This is a genomic window from Actinoplanes sp. CA-030573 (assembly GCF_050951115.1).
Taxonomy (GTDB): Bacteria; Actinomycetota; Actinomycetes; order Mycobacteriales; family Micromonosporaceae; genus Actinoplanes.
The window spans coordinates 1,144,802-1,162,067 of sequence record NZ_CP192038.1 but is presented as its reverse complement, the minus strand read 5'-3'; the positions used below and the strand labels follow the sequence as shown (position 1 = coordinate 1,162,067).

At 71.2% G+C, this 17,266-nt stretch carries 15 protein-coding genes; all 15 read right to left on the bottom strand.

The genetic code is table 11. The annotated features are described in order from the left end of the window. Positions 1–46: 46 nt before the first annotated feature. A complete protein-coding gene (locus tag ACQP2F_RS05335; RefSeq protein ID WP_433301179.1) occupies positions 47–847 on the bottom strand; it encodes a ComF family protein in 801 nt (266 codons plus the stop codon). A 1-nt stretch (position 848) separates the two neighbouring features. Continuing rightward, positions 849–2,657, bottom strand: coding sequence for an LpqB family beta-propeller domain-containing protein (locus tag ACQP2F_RS05330; RefSeq protein WP_433301177.1), 1,809 nt, complete (start codon positions 2,655–2,657; stop codon positions 849–851). After that, positions 2,657–4,324, bottom strand: a complete 1,668-nt coding sequence (mtrB, locus tag ACQP2F_RS05325; RefSeq protein WP_433307356.1) for an MtrAB system histidine kinase MtrB — start codon at positions 4,322–4,324, stop codon at positions 2,657–2,659. Before mtrB ends, ACQP2F_RS05330 begins: the two co-directional genes overlap by 1 nt. 50 nt (positions 4,325–4,374) lie before the next feature. Continuing rightward, positions 4,375–5,064, bottom strand: coding sequence for an MtrAB system response regulator MtrA (mtrA, locus tag ACQP2F_RS05320; RefSeq protein ID WP_433301175.1), 690 nt, complete (start codon positions 5,062–5,064; stop codon positions 4,375–4,377). 68 nt (positions 5,065–5,132) lie between these two features. Beyond that, positions 5,133–6,407, bottom strand: a complete 1,275-nt coding sequence (gene efeB, locus ACQP2F_RS05315) for an iron uptake transporter deferrochelatase/peroxidase subunit (protein WP_433301173.1) — start codon at positions 6,405–6,407, stop codon at positions 5,133–5,135. A gap of 5 nt (positions 6,408–6,412) precedes the next feature. Further along, the gene (efeO, locus tag ACQP2F_RS05310) at positions 6,413–7,540 is read right to left on the bottom strand and encodes an iron uptake system protein EfeO (protein WP_433301171.1); all 1,128 of its coding nucleotides are present in this window, start codon (positions 7,538–7,540) and stop codon (positions 6,413–6,415) included. 8 nt (positions 7,541–7,548) lie between these two features. Further along, complete coding sequence (gene efeU / locus ACQP2F_RS05305; RefSeq protein WP_433301169.1) at positions 7,549–8,388, bottom strand: iron uptake transporter permease EfeU; 840 nt, start codon at positions 8,386–8,388, stop codon at positions 7,549–7,551. 149 nt (positions 8,389–8,537) lie between these two features. Further along, positions 8,538–8,741, bottom strand: coding sequence for a DUF397 domain-containing protein (locus tag ACQP2F_RS05300; protein ID WP_433301167.1), 204 nt, complete (start codon positions 8,739–8,741; stop codon positions 8,538–8,540). A gap of 42 nt (positions 8,742–8,783) precedes the next feature. Then, entirely contained in the window at positions 8,784–9,644 is an 861-nt protein-coding gene (locus ACQP2F_RS05295) for a helix-turn-helix domain-containing protein (protein ID WP_433301165.1), read from the bottom strand. Positions 9,645–9,829: 185 nt separating this feature from the next. Beyond that, positions 9,830–11,302: an adenosylhomocysteinase gene (gene ahcY, locus ACQP2F_RS05290; protein ID WP_433301163.1), complete on the bottom strand. Its 1,473-nt coding sequence runs from the start codon at positions 11,300–11,302 to the stop codon at positions 9,830–9,832. Positions 11,303–12,240: 938 nt separating this feature from the next. Continuing rightward, positions 12,241–13,383 carry a mannose-6-phosphate isomerase, class I gene (manA, locus tag ACQP2F_RS05285; protein ID WP_433301161.1) on the bottom strand — a complete coding sequence of 381 codons (1,143 nt, stop codon included), beginning with the start codon at positions 13,381–13,383 and terminating at the stop codon, positions 12,241–12,243. A 21-nt stretch (positions 13,384–13,404) separates the two neighbouring features. Continuing rightward, the gene (locus ACQP2F_RS05280) at positions 13,405–14,364 is read right to left on the bottom strand and encodes a cation diffusion facilitator family transporter (protein ID WP_433301159.1); all 960 of its coding nucleotides are present in this window, start codon (positions 14,362–14,364) and stop codon (positions 13,405–13,407) included. Continuing rightward, complete coding sequence (locus ACQP2F_RS05275; protein WP_433307354.1) at positions 14,361–15,572, bottom strand: SIS domain-containing protein; 1,212 nt, start codon at positions 15,570–15,572, stop codon at positions 14,361–14,363. The genes ACQP2F_RS05280 and ACQP2F_RS05275 overlap by 4 nt, the downstream gene beginning before the upstream one ends. A gap of 11 nt (positions 15,573–15,583) precedes the next feature. Beyond that, the gene (locus ACQP2F_RS05270) at positions 15,584–15,769 is read right to left on the bottom strand and encodes a Trm112 family protein (protein ID WP_433301157.1); all 186 of its coding nucleotides are present in this window, start codon (positions 15,767–15,769) and stop codon (positions 15,584–15,586) included. A 44-nt stretch (positions 15,770–15,813) separates the two neighbouring features. Continuing rightward, entirely contained in the window at positions 15,814–17,193 is a 1,380-nt protein-coding gene (locus tag ACQP2F_RS05265) for a phosphomannomutase/phosphoglucomutase (RefSeq protein WP_433301155.1), read from the bottom strand. Positions 17,194–17,266: the final 73 nt, after the last annotated feature.

The following is a 17,266-nucleotide window of genomic DNA, read 5'->3' as shown; positions in this document are numbered from 1 at the left end:
TCCCGGTGGGCGGGTAGGCGATGCGCGTACCCTCGTCACCAAGACGCTAACGTGCCGATGCTCCCGCGTCACCCCTCGTTTCGGATAGCTGATCGCCAAGGTTCCGCCTTTTCGGTACCCCTGGGCGGGAATCGCGCGAAACGGTCTTGCGCAACTGGGTGGCGGCCAGTACCGCAGCGCCTGCGACCTGCATGTTCGCCTCCTCGAGACGACGTCTCACCGCGGCCAGAGTGGCGCCGGTCGTGACGATGTCGTCCACTACCACCAGCGTGCACTTCCTCAGCGTCGCGTGCCGGGAAAACCCGATTCGCCCGGAGCGGATTCGCAGCGAATTCTCAGCGGCCACACGGCGTTCGACGACACTCAGTGACGCTGAGTCCGGGCGCGGTAACGCTTCGAGCGCCCGGCTGACGCCAGCGTCCCAACCGCCGGCGCGCAGCCGCCGGACCGCCTGTGCGGCGAGGCGTGCCATGTGGTCGCCGTTGCGCTCGCGAGCCGCGGCCCGGGTCGACGGGACCGGGATCAGCGCGACCGGGCGGCCCCTCGGCGCGAGCGGGGCGACGGCGGTGGCGAGCAGGGCGCCGAGCGGCCGGGCGAGCCGGTGGCGGCCGCGTTCCTTGTACGCGAGCAGGGCGCACCGCAAAGGCCCCTCATACCGCCCCACGGCCACGCAACGGGGCAGCCCGGGTGGCGGCGGAGCGGGCGCCGTCCGGAACGGCCGCAGCGCCTCCAGCCCGCTCGCGCAGGCACGGCACACGCCGTACGTCAGCGGAAGTCGCTCGACCCCGCACCCGGCGCAGGCGGCCGGCAGCACCAGATCGGCGAGATCGCCGAGCAGGGTGCGCACCTCAGGTCAGGAAGAACGGCGCGATCGGGCTGACACCCGGCGCCGGGCTAGCCGGAGCACCGGCCAGATCGACCGTCTCGATCTTGGACGGCTCGCCGATGATGTCCCAGGCGCTGCCGGCCGCCTCGTACGACTCCAGGTCCGAGTTCTCCCCGCGGGTCACCGGGTTCGACGGGTAGGCCGTGAGGTAGGTGACCGCCCGGTTGCCGATGTCCGCGAGCCGGGTGTACGGCAGGGCGCCGTCGGCCGTCACGTCGATGACCGCGTAGCGCGGGCTGTCCTCGCGGACGCCGGCCACCGCCAGGAACGTCTCGCTGCTCCAGGCGACCGCGGTGACCGAGCTGAAGGTGGGCGGCACGAGCTGCTGCGGCCCGCTCATCGACAACGTGTCGCCGCCGGGATCGAGCACCGCCCGGTAGAGGCGGCCGCCGGAGACGATCGCCACCCGGTAGCCGTCGGGCGCGACCGACACCGCGGTCACGGCCCCCGGGCTGCCCTGCCAGTCGATCGGCTTGGCCCGCGCGCCGTCGGCGGTGAAGCTGTACAGCCGGCCGCCCGCGATGATCAGCCCGATCGCGTTCGAGGGGTCACCGCCGGCGGTGGTCGCCCAGACCGGACGGCCGAGCGTGCCCGCGATACCAGGCACGTCCCGCAGGTCGGCCTGCTCGCCGGTGCGCGCCGCCGCCACCCGCAGCTTCGGCGCCTTCCCCGAGGTCACCGCGGCCAGGTACGTGTGCGTGTCGGACGAGCTCATCGCCGCCGACGCGATCCCCTTGTTGTCGGCGTCCTTGAGCACCGGGATCCGGTCGGTGGCGTGCGTCGAGCGGGCCATGCGCCGGACCGTGTTGTTGTAGATCACGAAGCGCTCGGGCTGGTCGGCCAGGCGGTAGGCCGGGTTGCTGCCGTAGTAGTCGGTGCTCGAGTAGCGGATCGGGTCGGCGTGACCGATCTTGAGCGCGATCGTGTGCGGCCCGAGCTGCCGGAACGACCACTGGATCTGCCGGCGCAACCGGTCGAGCGCCTGCGGGTCGCCGGAGGGCACCGCCTGCCCGCTGAGCGTGACCTCGAGGGTGTCGTCGGTGGCCGCGGGCACGTTGTCCGGCGCCTGGGTGCCGGTGGGCAGGCCGTGCGCGGCGTCGGCCAGCCACGACGACGGGCCGTTGACCAGCCAGTTCAGGATCGTGGTCGGCTGCTGGACCTGCGGCACGATGCGCGGCATGTAGCGCAGGTCGGGTATCAGCGACGTGTTCTCGTTGTTCCAGAAGTAGATCGTGCGGCGCTGGTAGAAGTCGTCGAGCGCGGTGTCGGTCAGCAGCAGCACCGGCGGCGCCTTGGTGATGAACAGGCCGCTCTGCCCCGAGACGGTGCCGACCCGCACCGTGTACTCGGTGGTGGACAGGTCGCTGCTGGGCTCGAGCGAGCCCTTGTCGTTCAGTGTGCCGATGGTCTGGGCGTTGAAGGTGACGTTCGGGTCGTCCTGGTTGACCAGCGGGCTGCCCTTGAGCCGGATCACGCGCACGTCCGGTCCCGGCTGGAAGTGCTGCTGCGCGGTGCTGGACAGGAACGCCTTGACCCGCTTGAGCGCGCCGTCCGTGTCGCCGGCCGCGGCCTCGAGGTAGTAGCGGACGAGCTGGCCGGGGTCGGTGGCGGAGCTGCGGGAGTTCGGCAGGGCCGGGATGGAGTCGTCGGCGACGGCGGCGCCGTTGGACGGGCCGTCGCCGACCACGGTCACCCGGGTCTCGTCGGGAATGCCGCAGCCGCCGGCCAGCAGCGCGGTCAGGGTCACCAGGACGGCGATCCGCCGGCGCATCAGAACACCTCCGCCGTCTCGTCGGGGGCGACCGGGACGACGGGCGCCTCGATCGTGGGAAGCCGGTCGCGCGGTATCAGCGGCAGCGGCGCGGAGAGGAGCCGGTCGCCGGCCCGGACCGGGAGGGTCAGCCGGAACTGGGCGCCTTCGCCGGGCGCGCCCCACGCCTCCAGCCAGCCGCCGTGCAGGCGCGCGTCCTCGGCGCTGATCGACAGGCCGAGCCCGGTGCCGCCGGTCTGCCGGGCGCGGGACGGGTCGGCCCGCCAGAACCGGTTGAAGACCAGGCGCTCCTCCCCCGGCTTGAGCCCGATGCCGTGGTCGCGCACGGTCACCGCCACCGCCGACTCGTCGGTGGCCAGGGTGATCTGCACGGGCCGGCCCTCGCCGTGCTCGACCGCGTTGCCGACCAGGTTGCGCAGCACCCGCTCGACCCGGCGCGGGTCGACCTCGGCGATCACCGGCGTCTCGGGCAGGCGCAGCTCGAGCGTCACGCCGACCCGGTCGGCCAGGCCGGTCAGCCGGTCGGCGACCCGCTCGACGATCGGGACCAGGTCGGTGTGCTCGGCGTCGAGCGCGGCGAAGCCGGCGTCGAAGCGGCTGATCTCGAGCAGGTCGGTGAGCAGGCTCTCGAACCGGTCGAGCTCGGCCTGCAGCAGCTCGGCGCTGCGGGCCACGGCCGGGTCGAACTCGTCGCGCTCGGCGAAGATCAGGTCGGCCGCCATCCGGACCGTGGTGAGCGGGGTGCGCAGCTCGTGCGACACGTCGGAGGTGAAGCGGCGCTGCAGGCGGGACATCTCCTCGAGGCGCACGATCTGACGCTGGAGGTTGGCCGCCATCTGGTTGAACGACGCCGCCAGCAGGGCCAGGTCGTCCTCCCCGTCGACGCGCATGCGCTGGTCGAGCAGGCCGGCCGAGAGCCGCTGGGCGGTGCGGGAAGCGTCGCGCACCGGGAGCACCACCAGGCGGGTGACCAGTCCGGCTATCACCCCGAGCAGGATGACCAGGGCCAGGCCGGTGACCAGCACGGTCGTGCGGATCTGGTTGGCCGCGCTGTCCTCGGTGGTCAGCGGGACCATGTAGTACAGCTCGACATGGCCGAAGTTGGTCGGCACCGGCGTCCCGTACACCAGGAACTTGGTCTTCTGACCGCCGACGTCGGCCGTGCGCACCTGCTCGGCCTTCTTGCCGTCGCGGGAGACCGCGCGGATCAGCTCCGGCGTGATCAGGTCGCCGGTCGGCGTCTTGCCCGCCGTGTAGGGCGCGATCTCGGGGAACTGGTCGGCCCGCATCGAGACGATCGAGCCGCCGGACTCGGCCCGGTCACCGTCGGCCAGCGTGTCGACCGTGGTCTTGATGGTCTGCGGCAGCCGCGGGTCGCGGTCCTGCCGGTGCACGCTGAGCTGGGACACCGAGTATTTCAGCTTGCCCGCCATCGACGACTCGACCTCGTCCTGCGCACGGTTGAGCAGGATCTTGGCGCTGCGCTCGGCCACGAAGAAGCCGAACGCGCCGACCAGCAGGCTGGAGGCGACCAGGGTGAGCGCCACGATGCGCAGCTGCAGCGAGCGGCGCCACTGCCGGCGGGCGGGCGCCGACCAGTGCTCGAACCGGCGGCCGAGCACGCGAAGGTACCGCCGCAGCACCCGCAGGGTGCGGCGGACGGGCATCGGAAGCCAGGCCGGAGCGCGCACGCGGCAAGGTTAGCCGCTTTTGCCGATCAGCCAGTGCCGGCCTTGTAGCCGACCCCCCGGACGGTCAGGATGATCTCGGGCCGTTCCGGGTCCGGCTCGATCTTCGCGCGCAGGCGCTGGACGTGCACGTTGACCAGCCGGGTGTCGGCCGCGTGCCGGTAACCCCAGACCTGCTCGAGCAGCACCTCGCGGGTGAACACCTGCCGCGGCTTGCGGGCGAGCGCCACCAGCAGGTCGAACTCGAGCGGGGTGAGCTTGACCTCCTCGTCGTCGCGGCTCACCGTGTGGGCCGGGACGTCGATGGTGATCTGGTTTCCGGGCGGGCCGATGGTGAGCAGCTCCGGCGCGGCGTCCTCGCCGCGGCGCAGCCGGGCGCGCATCCGCGCCACCAGCTCCTTGGGCTTGAACGGCTTGACCACGTAGTCGTCGGCGCCGGACTCGAGGCCGAGCACGACGTCGACGGTGTCGCTCTTGGCGGTGAGCATCACGATCGGGATGCCGGACTCGGCGCGGATGGCCCGCGCGACGTCGATGCCGCTCATGCCGGGCAGCATGAGGTCGAGCAGGACGATGTCGGGCCGGCTTTCCCGGAAAGCGGCCAGGGCGCGCTCGCCGTCGGCGACGAAGGAGGGCAGGAAGCCCTCGCTCCGCAGAACGATGCCGAGCATCTCGGCCAGCGCTGGATCGTCATCGACGACGAGTACCCGGGCTCTCATGCGGTCCAATATTGCACTGTCCTCCCACGCCCCGCGTACCCCGGTACCGATCTCCGTTCGCGGGCAGCCTACGCGAAGAGCGCGCGGCCCCAATAGTCGTCCGGGCCGGTTACGCCCGGTGGGCAGGCGAAAAGGCCGCTGGAGACGTGCCGGACGTACTCGTTCAGGGCGTCGTGCCGGGCGAGATTGAGCTGGATCGGCACGAAGTGCGTCCGCGGATCCCGCTGGTACGCGATGAAGAACAACCCGGCGTTGAGCCGGCCGAGCCCGTCCGAGCCGTCGACGAAGTTGTACCCGCGGCGCAGCAGGCGCGCGCCCTTGTTGGTGTCCGGGTGCGCGAGCCGCACGTGCGCGTCGGCCGGGATCAGCGGCTTGCCCGCGCCGTTCTTGCCGACCAGGTCGATCTCGTCGAACTCCTTGGCCTGACCGAGCGCCGCGCCCTCGCCCTTGGTGCGCCCGATGATGTCCTCCTGCTCGCCGAGCGACGTCCGGTCCCAGGTCTCGATCAGCATGCGGATCTTCCGGGTGACCAGGTACGACCCGCCGGTCATCCAGTCCGGCCCGTCGCCGGGCCGGGCCCAGAGGTTCTGCTCGACGAGGTCGGTCTCCTCGGCCTTGAGGTTGGCGGTGCCGTCCTTGAACCCGAAGAGGTTGCGCGGGGTGGCCTGGCTGGTGGAGGTCGACGACGTACGCCCGAAGCCCAGTTGCGACCAGCGCACGCTGACCACGCCCATGCCGATCCGGGCCAGGTTGCGGATCGCGTGCACCGCCACCTGCGGGTCGTTCGCGCAGGCCTGCACGCAGATGTCGCCGCCCGAGATGGCCGGGTCGATGGTGTCGCCGGGAAAGTGCGGCAGGTCGGCGAGCGCGGCCGGCTTGCGCGCGGCCAGCCCGAAGCGGTCCTTGCCGGACGCGTCCCGGAACAGGCCGGGACCGAAGCCGATGGTCAGGGTCAGCCCCGAGGCCGGCAGCCCGATCGCCTCGCCGGTGTCGTCGGGCGGGGCCTCGAGGATGCCGGCGGTGGCGCCGACCGGGCCGGCGTCCTGCCCGGCGGTCATCCGCGCGGCCGCCGCCGTCCAGTCCTTCAGCAGCTGGATGAGCTGCTGCCGGTCCTTGGTGACGACGTCGAACGCCACGAAGTGCAGCCGGTCCTGGGCGGGCGTGGTGATGCCGGCCTGGGTCGCGCCGTAGAACGGGACCGAGTCCGACGTCGCCGACTCCGGCCGGTCCGCCTTCTTCTCGGACGTGACCAGCGCACCGCCGACGGCCGAGGCGCCGGCGATCCCGGCCACGCCGACGCCGGCGAGCGCGATGGCCCGTCGGCGGGAGACTTTTCCGGTCATGATCCCTACTTCTGCGCGATCACGCCGGCGATCTTGCTGATCGGCTCGGCCAGCGCGTTGATGACGTCGGAGAGGCCCTTCAGCTGCTCCTGGGTGAGCTCGGTCTGCAGCTTCCAGCCGTCGCCGGACCGGTACTTCGCCAGCTCGCTGTCGACCGCCGCGAACGCCTTGTCGATCTGCTTGACCAGCTCGGGGTTGCGCTGCTCGAGCGCGGGCCGCAGCGCCGCGACCGCGGCCTGCGAGCCGTCCACGTTGGCGGCGAAGTCCCACAGGTCGGTGTGCGAGTAGCGCTCCTCCTCGCCGGTGATCTTGCTGGCGGCGACCTCGTCGAGCAGCTCCTTGGCCCCGTTGGCCAGCTGGAGCGGGGACAGCTTCTCGGCCTTGGCCTTGGTGGCGATCTCCTTGACGTCGGTGACCAGCTGGTCGGCGATGGGGCCGTCCTTGCTGATGTCCTTGGTCACCCACAGGTCCTTCTCCAGCTTGTGGTAGCCGGTGAAGGGCAGCTCGGCGGTGGCGTCGTCCTCGCGCCCGTCGATCTTCGGGTCGAGGTCGCCGAAGATCTCGGCCACCGGCTCGATCCGCTCGTAGTAGGTGCGGGCCACCGGGTAGAGCGCCTTGGCCTTCTCGATGTCGCCGGCCTTGACCGCGTTCGCGAAGTCGGTGGTCTTCTGGACCAGCGCCTCGCTCTGCGACGTGATGTAGCGGGTGTAGCTGGCCGAGGCCTGGCCCAGCGCGGCGTCCTCGGTCAGCGCCGCGGCCGAGCCGGAGACGGTGAGCGCGTTCCGGATGCCGTCGCCGATCATGCCCGGCTTGCAGGCGGTCTGGTACGTGCCGGCGGGCAGCTCGACCCGCAGCTCGCGGGAGAGGCCGGGGGTGATGTTCTCGATCTCGCCCATCACCCGGTCGCCCGCGGCGTACACGTAGAACTCGGTGACCTTGGAGCCCGAGTTGGAGACGGTGAAGACGTGGGTGCCGGCGTCGAGGGTGCTCTTGGCGACCTCGCAGCTGGTGTCGGAGGCCTTGACCGTGATCGGGCCACCGGAGGCGGCGGCCGTGCTGTCGTCCTTCTTGCCGCACGCGGCGACGGCGCTGATCGCGACCAGCGAGAGGATCAGAGGGGCGGAACGGCGCACGGGGTCTCCTATGCCTGCGGTGCGGGGGCGGGAGCCGGTGCGGGTCGGCGCGCCGGCCAGAGGAAGAGGATGAGGACGGGCACGGCGTACGCGACCCAGGCGACCACCTCGAGCACGGTCGGCTCGGCGGTGATGTTGAACATCCCGGCCAGCAGCGTCGCGTACCAGGTGGAAGGGTCGAGCACGCTGCCCGCGTGGTAGGCGACGTGGTTGATGCCGGTGAGGGTTCCGGCCTCCTGCAGCGAGTGCACGCCGTACTTGAAGATGCCGGCGGCCACCAGGATCAGCAGCACCCCGGTCCAGCGGAAGAACACCGTCAGGTTGATCCGGACCGCCGTCGCGTACATCAGGTAGCCGATCGCGACCGCGGTGAGGATGCCGCCGAGCAGGGCGACCAGCGGGCCGCCGTTGAGGTCGGCGCCCTGGACCGCGGCGTAGAAGATCAGCGAGGTCTCGAGGCCCTCGCGGACCACCGCGAGGAAGGCCATGAAGCCGACCGCGAGGGAACCGACGGCCAGCGCGTCCTGCAGCTTGTTGCGCAGCTCGCCGGCGATGCCGCGGGCGGCCCGGCGCATCCAGAAGATCATCCAGGTGACGAAGCAGACGGCGGCGATCGAGGTGACCGCCTCGAACAGCTCCTGCTGCTTGTAGTCCTTGAGGATCGTGGTCTCGGTATAGCTCAGCAGCCAGCCGAAGAGCACGGAGAGCGCCACCGCGGCGGCGACACCGGCCCACACCAGCTTCAGACGGTCCTTGCGTTCCGACTTGACCAGGAAGGCGATGAGGATGCTGACCACCAGCGTGGCCTCCAACCCCTCGCGCAAGCCGATGAGGTAGGTGGCGAGCATGTCACTCCGTTAGCTAAGGCGTGCCTAAGTTAGGTTGGGCATACCTTAGCGACCGACCGGACCCGTTCGTCAAGTCGGCCCTGCATTTCACAGGTCACATGGGACGGGCGGCCCCAAAAGGGACCGCCCGCGACGAGTGAACGAACCGGCTAGGCGCCCGGCCGGTCGAACTCTCCGGCCCGGACACCGGCGATGAAGCCGGTCCATTCCGTGGCGGTGAAGGTGAGCACGGGACCCTCGACGTTCTTCGAGTCACGCACCAGCACAGCCGCCGGCACGTCCGCTACCTCGACGCAGTGCCCGGCGGCACCACTTCGAGTGCTCTTACGCCAGGTGAGGTTGGCGTCCTGCATGGCTGTCCCCTTCCAGGATTGAAAAGCACGTCCATTCTCGGCTCAGGACGCCGCCTCGTAGCCGAGCGCTTCCTCCCTTTCAGCGATGACCGTTCGGCTCGCTTCTGCCGGCAGAGCGCGTTCTCGCAGGTCATCGAGGGCCCCGCGGTACACCTCGATCTCGCTCGGCTTCACCCGGAAGAGACCGCCGGTCAGCCCTTCGCTGTGCACAATCGGACTACGCGAGCCGGCGCCGAACTCGAGCACCATGAACGACTCGGTCTGCCCGGCGTGCGCACCCGCCGAGAACGGCAGGATCCGCAGGTCGAGCCCGGGGCGGTGGGAGTCGGCGTAGAGCTTGGCGAGCTGGCGGCGCAGCACCTCGCGGCCGCCGACCTCGCGGTGCAGCACCGCCTCGTCCAGCACCATGAGCAGGGACGGTGGCGGCTCGCGGGTGAGCACGGCCTGGCGGGCCATCCGCAGCGCGAGCCGGCGCTGGAGCACGGCCGGGTCGGCCACGTCGGCGCCGACCTCGATCACGGCGTGCGCGTACTCGTCGGTCTGCAGCAGGCCGGGGACGACCTGCGCCTCCCATTCGCTGATCACGACGGCTTCGGCTTCGAGGGCGACATATTCGTCGTACGGGTCGGGGACCGACGAGCGGTAGGGCGTCCACCACGCTCGGGCCCGGCCGCGTCGGGCCAGGTCGCCGAGCCGGTCGCGGTCCTCCGTCCGTACGCCGTAGGCCGTCAGAAGTCGATCGAGGTCATCCTCGCTGATGGACGTGTGCGCCGTCTCGATGCGGCTCAGCTTGGACTCGGACCACCCGAGCGCGGTCGCCACATCGGCCGCACGCCGGTCGGCGCGAAGCCGGCGCAGCTCGCTGCCCAGCTCGCGCCGCGCGGTGGAAGTCGGCCTCGCCACGCCAGTCACCATAGCCAAACATCGGTGGCTCTCTGCAACTTGCATCGCACACTATGCACTTGCACGCAGGTCAGGGGGCATGTCGTAATGAATGTGAACGACGGGACTCACGGCGGCGGCAACCGCCGTTCTCCCGGAGAAAACCGGGTCCCCGTCCAGCGGGCGGACGGGGACCCGGAACTATCTCAGTAGCGGTAGTGGTCGGGCTTGTAGGGACCCTCCACGGCCACGCCGAGGTACGCCGCCTGCTCCTTGGAGAGCTCGGTCAGGTGTACGCCGAGCGCGTCCAGATGCAGCCGGGCCACCATCTCGTCCAGGCGCTTGGGCAGCACGTACACGCCGATCGGATAGTCCCCGGTCTTGGTGAACAGCTCGATCTGGGCGATCGTCTGGTTCGAGAAGCTGTTGCTCATCACGAACGACGGGTGGCCGGTCGCGTTGCCCAGGTTCAGCAGCCGGCCCTCGGAGAGCACGATGATCGAATGCCCGTCGGCGAACCGCCACTCGTCGACCTGCGGCTTGATCGTCACCCTGGTCACGTCGGGCCGCTTCTGCAGGCCGGCCATGTCGATCTCGTTGTCGAAGTGCCCGATGTTGCCGACGATCGCCTGGTGCTTCATCCGGGCCATGTGCTCGTGCGTGATCACGTTGAAGCAGCCGGTCGCCGTGACGAAGATGTCCCCGTTCTCCACGACTTCGTCGATGGTGGCGACCTGGTAGCCGTCCATCGCGGCCTGCAGCGCGCAGATCGGGTCGACCTCGGTCACGATCACCCGGGCGCCCTGGCCGCGCAGCGACTCGGCACAGCCCTTGCCGACGTCGCCGTAGCCGAAGACCACCGCCACCTTGCCGCCGATCAGCACGTCGGTGGCCCGGTTGATGCCGTCGATCAGGGAATGGCGGCAGCCGTACTTGTTGTCGAACTTCGACTTGGTGACCGAGTCGTTGACGTTGATCGCCGGGAACAGCAGCGTGCCGGCCTGCTGCATCTCGTAGAGCCGGTGGACGCCGGTCGTGGTCTCCTCGGTGACGCCCTTGACGCCGGCCGCCACCCGGGTCCAGCGGCGGTCGTCCTCGGTGAGGCTGCGGGCGAGGACGCCGAGGATCACCGCGTACTCCTCGGAGTCGTCGGGACCGGCACCCGGGACGGCCCCGAGCTTCTCGAACTCGGCGCCCTTGTGCACCAGCAGCGTGGCGTCACCGCCGTCGTCGAGAATCATGTTGGGACCTTCGCCGTCCGGCCACAGCAGGACCTGCTCGGTACACCACCAGTACTCCTCGAGCGATTCGCCCTTCCAGGCGTACACCGGCACGCCCTCGGGTTTCTCCGGGGTGCCGTCGCGCCCCACCACGATCGCGGCGGCGGCGTGATCCTGGGTCGAGAAGATGTTGCAGGAGGCCCAGCGGACCTCGGCGCCGAGAGCGGTCAGCGTCTCGATCAGCACGGCGGTCTGGATCGTCATGTGCAGCGAGCCGGTGATCCGGGCGCCACGCAGGGGCTGATCGGGCCCGTACTCCTTGCGCAGCGCCATCAGGCCGGGCATCTCGTGCTCCGCCAGCTCGATCTCCTTGCGCCCGAACGCGGCGAGCGCCAGGTCGGCGACCTTGAAGTCGCCGTCAGCAACCGTCCGGGGACGGCTCGGCAGGGTGCTGGTCATGCGATTGCTCCTGGGGTGCGGAATTAGCGGCGATTCACCCTACGCTTCGGCGCGGTCACGGAGAGCGGCAAGCGCGGGGCTGCAACCGAGCCGCCCCGCCTTCGTGCGCACATAGCGAACGGGGCGACAGGCCTGAGCCCGCCGCCCCGTTCATCCCCCCGGTTTGGTACCGCGCGCGTCCGTGGGACCCCCCGATCACCAATGACGCTGCGTGGTTATAGCTTCACACTGCGCAGTCGCCATTGTCAAGTAAATCCGGAAATTTCAGTTTTTGCTCCACCCAGCGGGCCCGTCGACGCCGCGCCGCACCGCTCCGATCTTCAGTACCTCTCACCGCCACCACACGCGAAGTCATCAACCACCGACCGTCGGCGGCCGTCGCCCGTCCCCCACAGCCCACCGCCCCCCGAGAAAGCGACACCACCGCGATATTGATGACTTCCCACCGCCACCACACGCGAAGTCATCAACCACCGGCCGTCGGCCGTCGGCGTCGGCCGTCGCCCACAGCCCACCGCCCCGTGCGAAAGCGGCACCACCGCGATCTTGATGACTTTTCCACCGCCACCGAACGCGAAGTCATCAACTCTCAAGAGACGCCGCAGCGGATGCGGACGCGTAGCCATGGAAGGCGGCGCCGGAAGCGCTGCGACACCGCGACGACACAAGAGCCGGCGCGGGCCCGCTGCGGCGGGAAGCCTCCACGGCGGCGTGAAGGGTGAGCGAACGGGCGGGCGGGCGCCGCCAGCGGTTGGGGGCGCCGCGAAGGCGGTGGACAGGCGTCGCGGTCGGTAGGTGGGCGCCGCGGGCGGTGGGCGGACGCCGCGGGCGGTCGGCGGACGCCGCGGGCGGTCGGCGGACGCCGCGGGCGGTGGGCGGACGCCGCGGACACCGCGGGCGGTCGGCGGACGCCGCGGGCGGTGGGCGGACGCCGCGGGTCAGGCGGGGACGGCGGCCACGAACGCCTGGCCGGTGCCGGCCAGCTTCACCCGGCCGGCGGCGGCCGGGGCGTAGGCCACCGAACCGCGGGTCAGCTCGATCGGCGTGCCGTCGATGGACTCGCCGGCGAAGAGGTCGCCGGCGGTGGCCAGGATGATGCGGGGGCCCTCGGCGGGGATCTCGACCGGCGGGCGGGTGCCGTCCAGGTCCAGGCGGTAGAGGACGAAGTCGGAGATCGGGACCGGCCACGTGCGGACGCCGGGTGCCACCTCCGACGGGCGGAGGACCGGGTCATCGAGGACCTCGAAACGCAGCACCTTCAGCAGCTCGGCCACGTCCACGCGCTTGGGCGTCAGCCCGCCCCGCAGCACGTTGTCGCTGGCGGCCATCAGCTCGACGCCGGCGCCGTGCAGGTAGGCGTGCAGGTTGCCGGCCGGCATCCAGATCGCCTCGCCGGGCTCGAGCCGCACGTGGTTGAGCAGCAGCGCGACCAGCACGCCGGGGTCTGCGGGGTAGAACTTCGCGAGCGACGAGGCCAGCTCGGAGGCGCCCGAGGCGACGACGGCCTCGACCAACGCCCGGCGGTCGCCCTCCGGCCAGGAGAGCAGGGTCTCGACGGCCGTACGCAGGTCACCGTCCCGCAGCGACTTGGCGACCGGGGTCAGCGCCGCGACCCCCAGCGCCTCGATGTCGTCGGCGGCGGCCGCTGGGGACCGGAAGCCGCACAGCGCCTCGAACGGCGTCAGGGCCACCAGCATCTCGGGCTTGTGGTTCGCGTCGGTGTAGTTGCGGGGCAGGGCCGGGTCGGCCTCCTGCCGGGCGAACGCCTCCCGCGCGTACGTCAGGTCGGGATGCGCCTGCAGCGACAGCGGCGCCTCGGCCGCCAGCACCTTGAGCAGGAACGGCAGGCGGGGGCCGAACGCGGCCACCACCCGCTCGCCCAGGTGCTCGGCCGGCGCCGCGGCGATCAGGGCGTCCAGCGTCACGCCGCCGACCGTGGACGGGCTGCCGGGATGGGCGCCGAGCCACAGCTCCGCCTCGGGCGCCTCGGTCGGCGCCGGACGGCCCTGCAGCTCGGCGATCACGCTGTGGGAGCCCCACGCGTAGTCGCGGACGACGCCGGTCAGCGGGTACACGGTCATGGCGGACAAGTTCCCCATCGGTCAGCCGGCGGCGGCCGAGGCGCCCTCGGTCACCGTCGGGGTGGTGCGCTCGTGGTAGATGTCGGGCTCGATGTAGATCACCCGGGCGATCGGCACCGCCTCGCGGATGCGCACCTCGGTCTCGTCGATGTGCCGGGCGAGGTCGTCGGCGCGCTCGGTCCGCGGCACCGCGATCTTCACGGCGACCAGCAGCTCCTCGGGACCGAGGTGCAGCGTCTTCATGTGGATGATCCGCTCGATGCCGTCGCCGGCCAGGATCGCCTTCTCGATCTTCTTGACGTCCTCGGGGTTGGCGCCCTCGCCGATGAGCAGGCTCTTCGTCTCGATCGCCAGGATCACCGCGATCGCCACCAGCAGGACACCGATCGCGGCGGTGCCGATGCCGTCCCAGACGCCGTTGTCGGTGATCAGGGTGAGCGCCACGCCGAACAGGGCCAGCACCAGGCCGATCAGGGCGCCGGCGTCCTCGAGCAGCACGACCGGCAGCTCGGGAGCCTTGGCCCGGCGGACGAAGTTGACCCAGGTGACCTTGCCACGGGTGTGGTTGGACTCCCTGATCGCGGTCATGAACGAGTAACCCTCGAGCGCGATCGCGATGACCAGCACGACCACCGGCACCCACTTCCAGGAGTGGATCGCCTCCGGGTGCTGGATCTTGTGGTACGCCTCGTACAGCGCGAACAGGCCGCCCACGCTGAACAGCACGATCGACACGATGAACGCGTAGACGTAGCGCTCGCGGCCGTAGCCGAAGGGGTGCTGCGGGGTCGCCGCGCGACGCGACTGCTTGCCGCCGATGAGCAGCAGGAGCTGGTTGCCCGAGTCGGCGACCGAGTGGATCGCCTCGGCCAGCATCGACGACGAGCCGGTCAGCAGCCAGGCGATGAACTTGGTGACCGCGATGCCGAGGTTTGCCGACAGGGCCGCGATGATCGCGCGGGTGCCGCCTTCGGCACTCACTGGATTCCCTCGGGCATGGGGTTGGACAGCTCCTTCATCTCGCTGATCGCGGGTACGGCCATCGGGTCGAGCCCGTGGGCCAGGGCCAGGTAGAGCGACGCGAAGTCCGGCACGGCGGTGAGCGAGGCGAGCCGCTCGATCGCCGAGCCCCCCTCGGCGGTCAGCACGTCGCAGCGCACGCCGCGCCGCTCGGCCAGGGTCTGCACGGCGTCGGCCCGGCGCTCCTCGACCGCGACCGGCTCGTCCGCGTCCTCCTCCGGGTTGAGGCCGCCGTCGCGCAGCAGCACGAGGCGGAGCCTGGTCGCGTCGTCGGAAGAAGCGTCCGGGTCGGCGAAGATGTCGCGCGAGGACTCGGCGAGGCCACCGAAGACGCCGTCGAGCAGGCCGACCCGCCCGCGGCCGGCCTCGCCCAGCGCGCCGGCCATCACCGGGTAGCGGGCGTTGGCGGCGAGCGTGTCGGCGAACCGGCGGGCGGCCACGGTGGCCAGCGGGGACGAGCCCCAGACGATCGGGATCGAGCCGGCCAGGCCCAGGGCCAGCGACTTCGCCGGGTTCACGAACGAGTCGGCGGCCGGGCGGCAGCGCTCGGCGTCGGCGTCGAGCCGGGTCGCGGTCTCGGCCAGGTCGGCCTCGTTGACCTTGACGAGCCCGATGGCACGGGCCGCGAGCAGCACCGGCACGGCCAGGCCCCACAGGCTGGCCCGGGCCGGGGCGCGGCGCGGCACCGGGATGAACGGCGACCGTGCCCGCTCGGCCATCGCCTGCAGCTCGGTGTCGGGGTTGCCGATGGCGACCAGCCGGGCGCCCCGGCGGACCGCCGCCTCGGCCGCGGCCAGCGCCTCGGGGCTGCGGCCGGAGGCGGAGACCGCGAAGACCACGTCGGCGGCGCCGACCCAGCCCGGGATGCCGGCGCTGCGGTGCCCGATGATCGGCACCGGGCAGCGGTGGCCGGCCACCGTGGCCAGGATGTTGCCGGTGAGGCCGGCGGTGCCGATGCCGGCGACCACGACCGCGCGGGGACGGCCCTCGTCGGACAGCATGCTCAGGTCGGCCTCGGCGGCCAGCGCGGCCGACTCGCGTACCTGCGCGCCGGCCGACGCCGTCGCCCGCAGCATGCCGCCCGGGTCGTTGGCCAGCATCGACTTCTCGTCGTCGAGCAGCGACTCGTCGGGAACCCGGTGCCCGTGCACCCCGGCCGAGCCGTCCATCGGAGCCGCCATCAGTTGCCTTCCACCGCGGGCTGACGCGCCTCGTCGAGGAGCAGCACCGGGATGTCGTCGCGGATCTCGAAGATCCGTCCGCACTCCGTACAGGTCAGCGTCTGCGCGCCCTCGTCGTAGGTCAGCGGCGCGTGATGCGTGTCCGGGCAGGCCAGGATGTCCAACAACTGCGGATCGAGGGCCACCGAACTGCTCCTTACGGTGTTACGGACGGGTCAGCCTCCTGATCCTAACGGCGAACGATGGCGAGCACTTCGTCGCGTAGCGAAGCCATCCGGTCCGGCTTGGCCGCCTCCACGTTGAGCCGCAGCAACGGCTCCGTGTTGGACGCGCGCAGGTTGAACCACGAGCCGTCCGGCAACGTGACGGTCATCCCGTCGAGCTCGTCGACCGTGCCGCCGGGGAAGGCCGCGCGTACCTCCGCCGTCTTGGCTTTGGCGTCGGCCACCGTCGAGTTGATCTCGCCCGAGGCGCTGTAGCGCTCGAACTCGGCGGCGACCTCGGAGAGCGGCCTGTCCTGCCCGCCCAGCGCGGCCAGCACGTGCATCGCCGCCAGCATGCCGGTGTCGGCGAACCAGAAGTCACGGAAGTAGTAGTGCGCCGAGTGCTCGCCACCGAAGACCGCGTTCGTACGCGCCATCTCCGCCTTGATGAACGAGTGGCCGACCCGGCTGCGGACCGGCTTCCCGCCGTTCTCCACGATGATCTCCGGGACCGCGGCCGAGGTGATCAGATTGTGGATGATCGTGCTTCCCGGAAACTTCTTGAGCTCCCGTACGGCGACCAGGGCCGTCACCGCCGAGGGCGAGACCGCGTCACCGTTCTCGTCGACGATGAAGCACCGGTCGGCGTCGCCGTCGAACGCGACGCCGATGTCCGCGCCCTGCGACCGGATCGCCTCCTGCAGGTCGACCAGGTTGGCCGGGTCGAGCGGGTTCGCCTCGTGGTTCGGGAAGGAGCCGTCGAGCTCGAAGTACATCGGCACGATGGTCAGCGGCAGCGCCGGCAGCACCTGGTCGCCGAGCACGGCCGGCACCGTGTGGCCGCCCATGCCGTTGCCCGCGTCCACGATGACCTTGAGCGGCCGGATGCCGGAGAGGTCGACCAGCGACCGCAGGTGCGCGGCGTAGTCGGCGAGCAGGTCGCGGGTCTCCACCCGGGACGGGCCGTCGGCCCCGGCGTTCAGGTCGTCGAGGAGCTCCTCGGCCCGGCGGCGCACCACCGCGAGGCCGCTGTCCTGCCCGACCGGCTTGGCGCCGGCCCGGCAGAGCTTGATGCCGTTGTACTGCGCCGGGTTGTGACTGGCGGTGAACATGGCGCCGGGCAGGCCGAGCGAGCCGGAGGCGTAGTAGAGCTCGTCGGTCGAGGCGAGGCCGATGCTCACCACGGCGGCGCCGGCCGCGTTGGCACCGCGGGCGAACGCGGCGGCCAGCCCGGGGCCGGACTCCCGCATGTCGTGCGCGATCACGATCCGGTCGGCGTCGTCACCGGACTCGCGCAGCATCTCGACGAAGGCCGTGCCGAGGGCCCGGGCCACCGATTCGTCGAACTGGTCGGGCACCACACCACGTACGTCGTAGGCCTTCACAAGCTTGGACAGATCGGACAACTCTCCCCCTATACCTCCGGACACCCGCCGAGAGTAACGGAGAGTGGGCAACGAACGGGTGGCAACCGGGCAG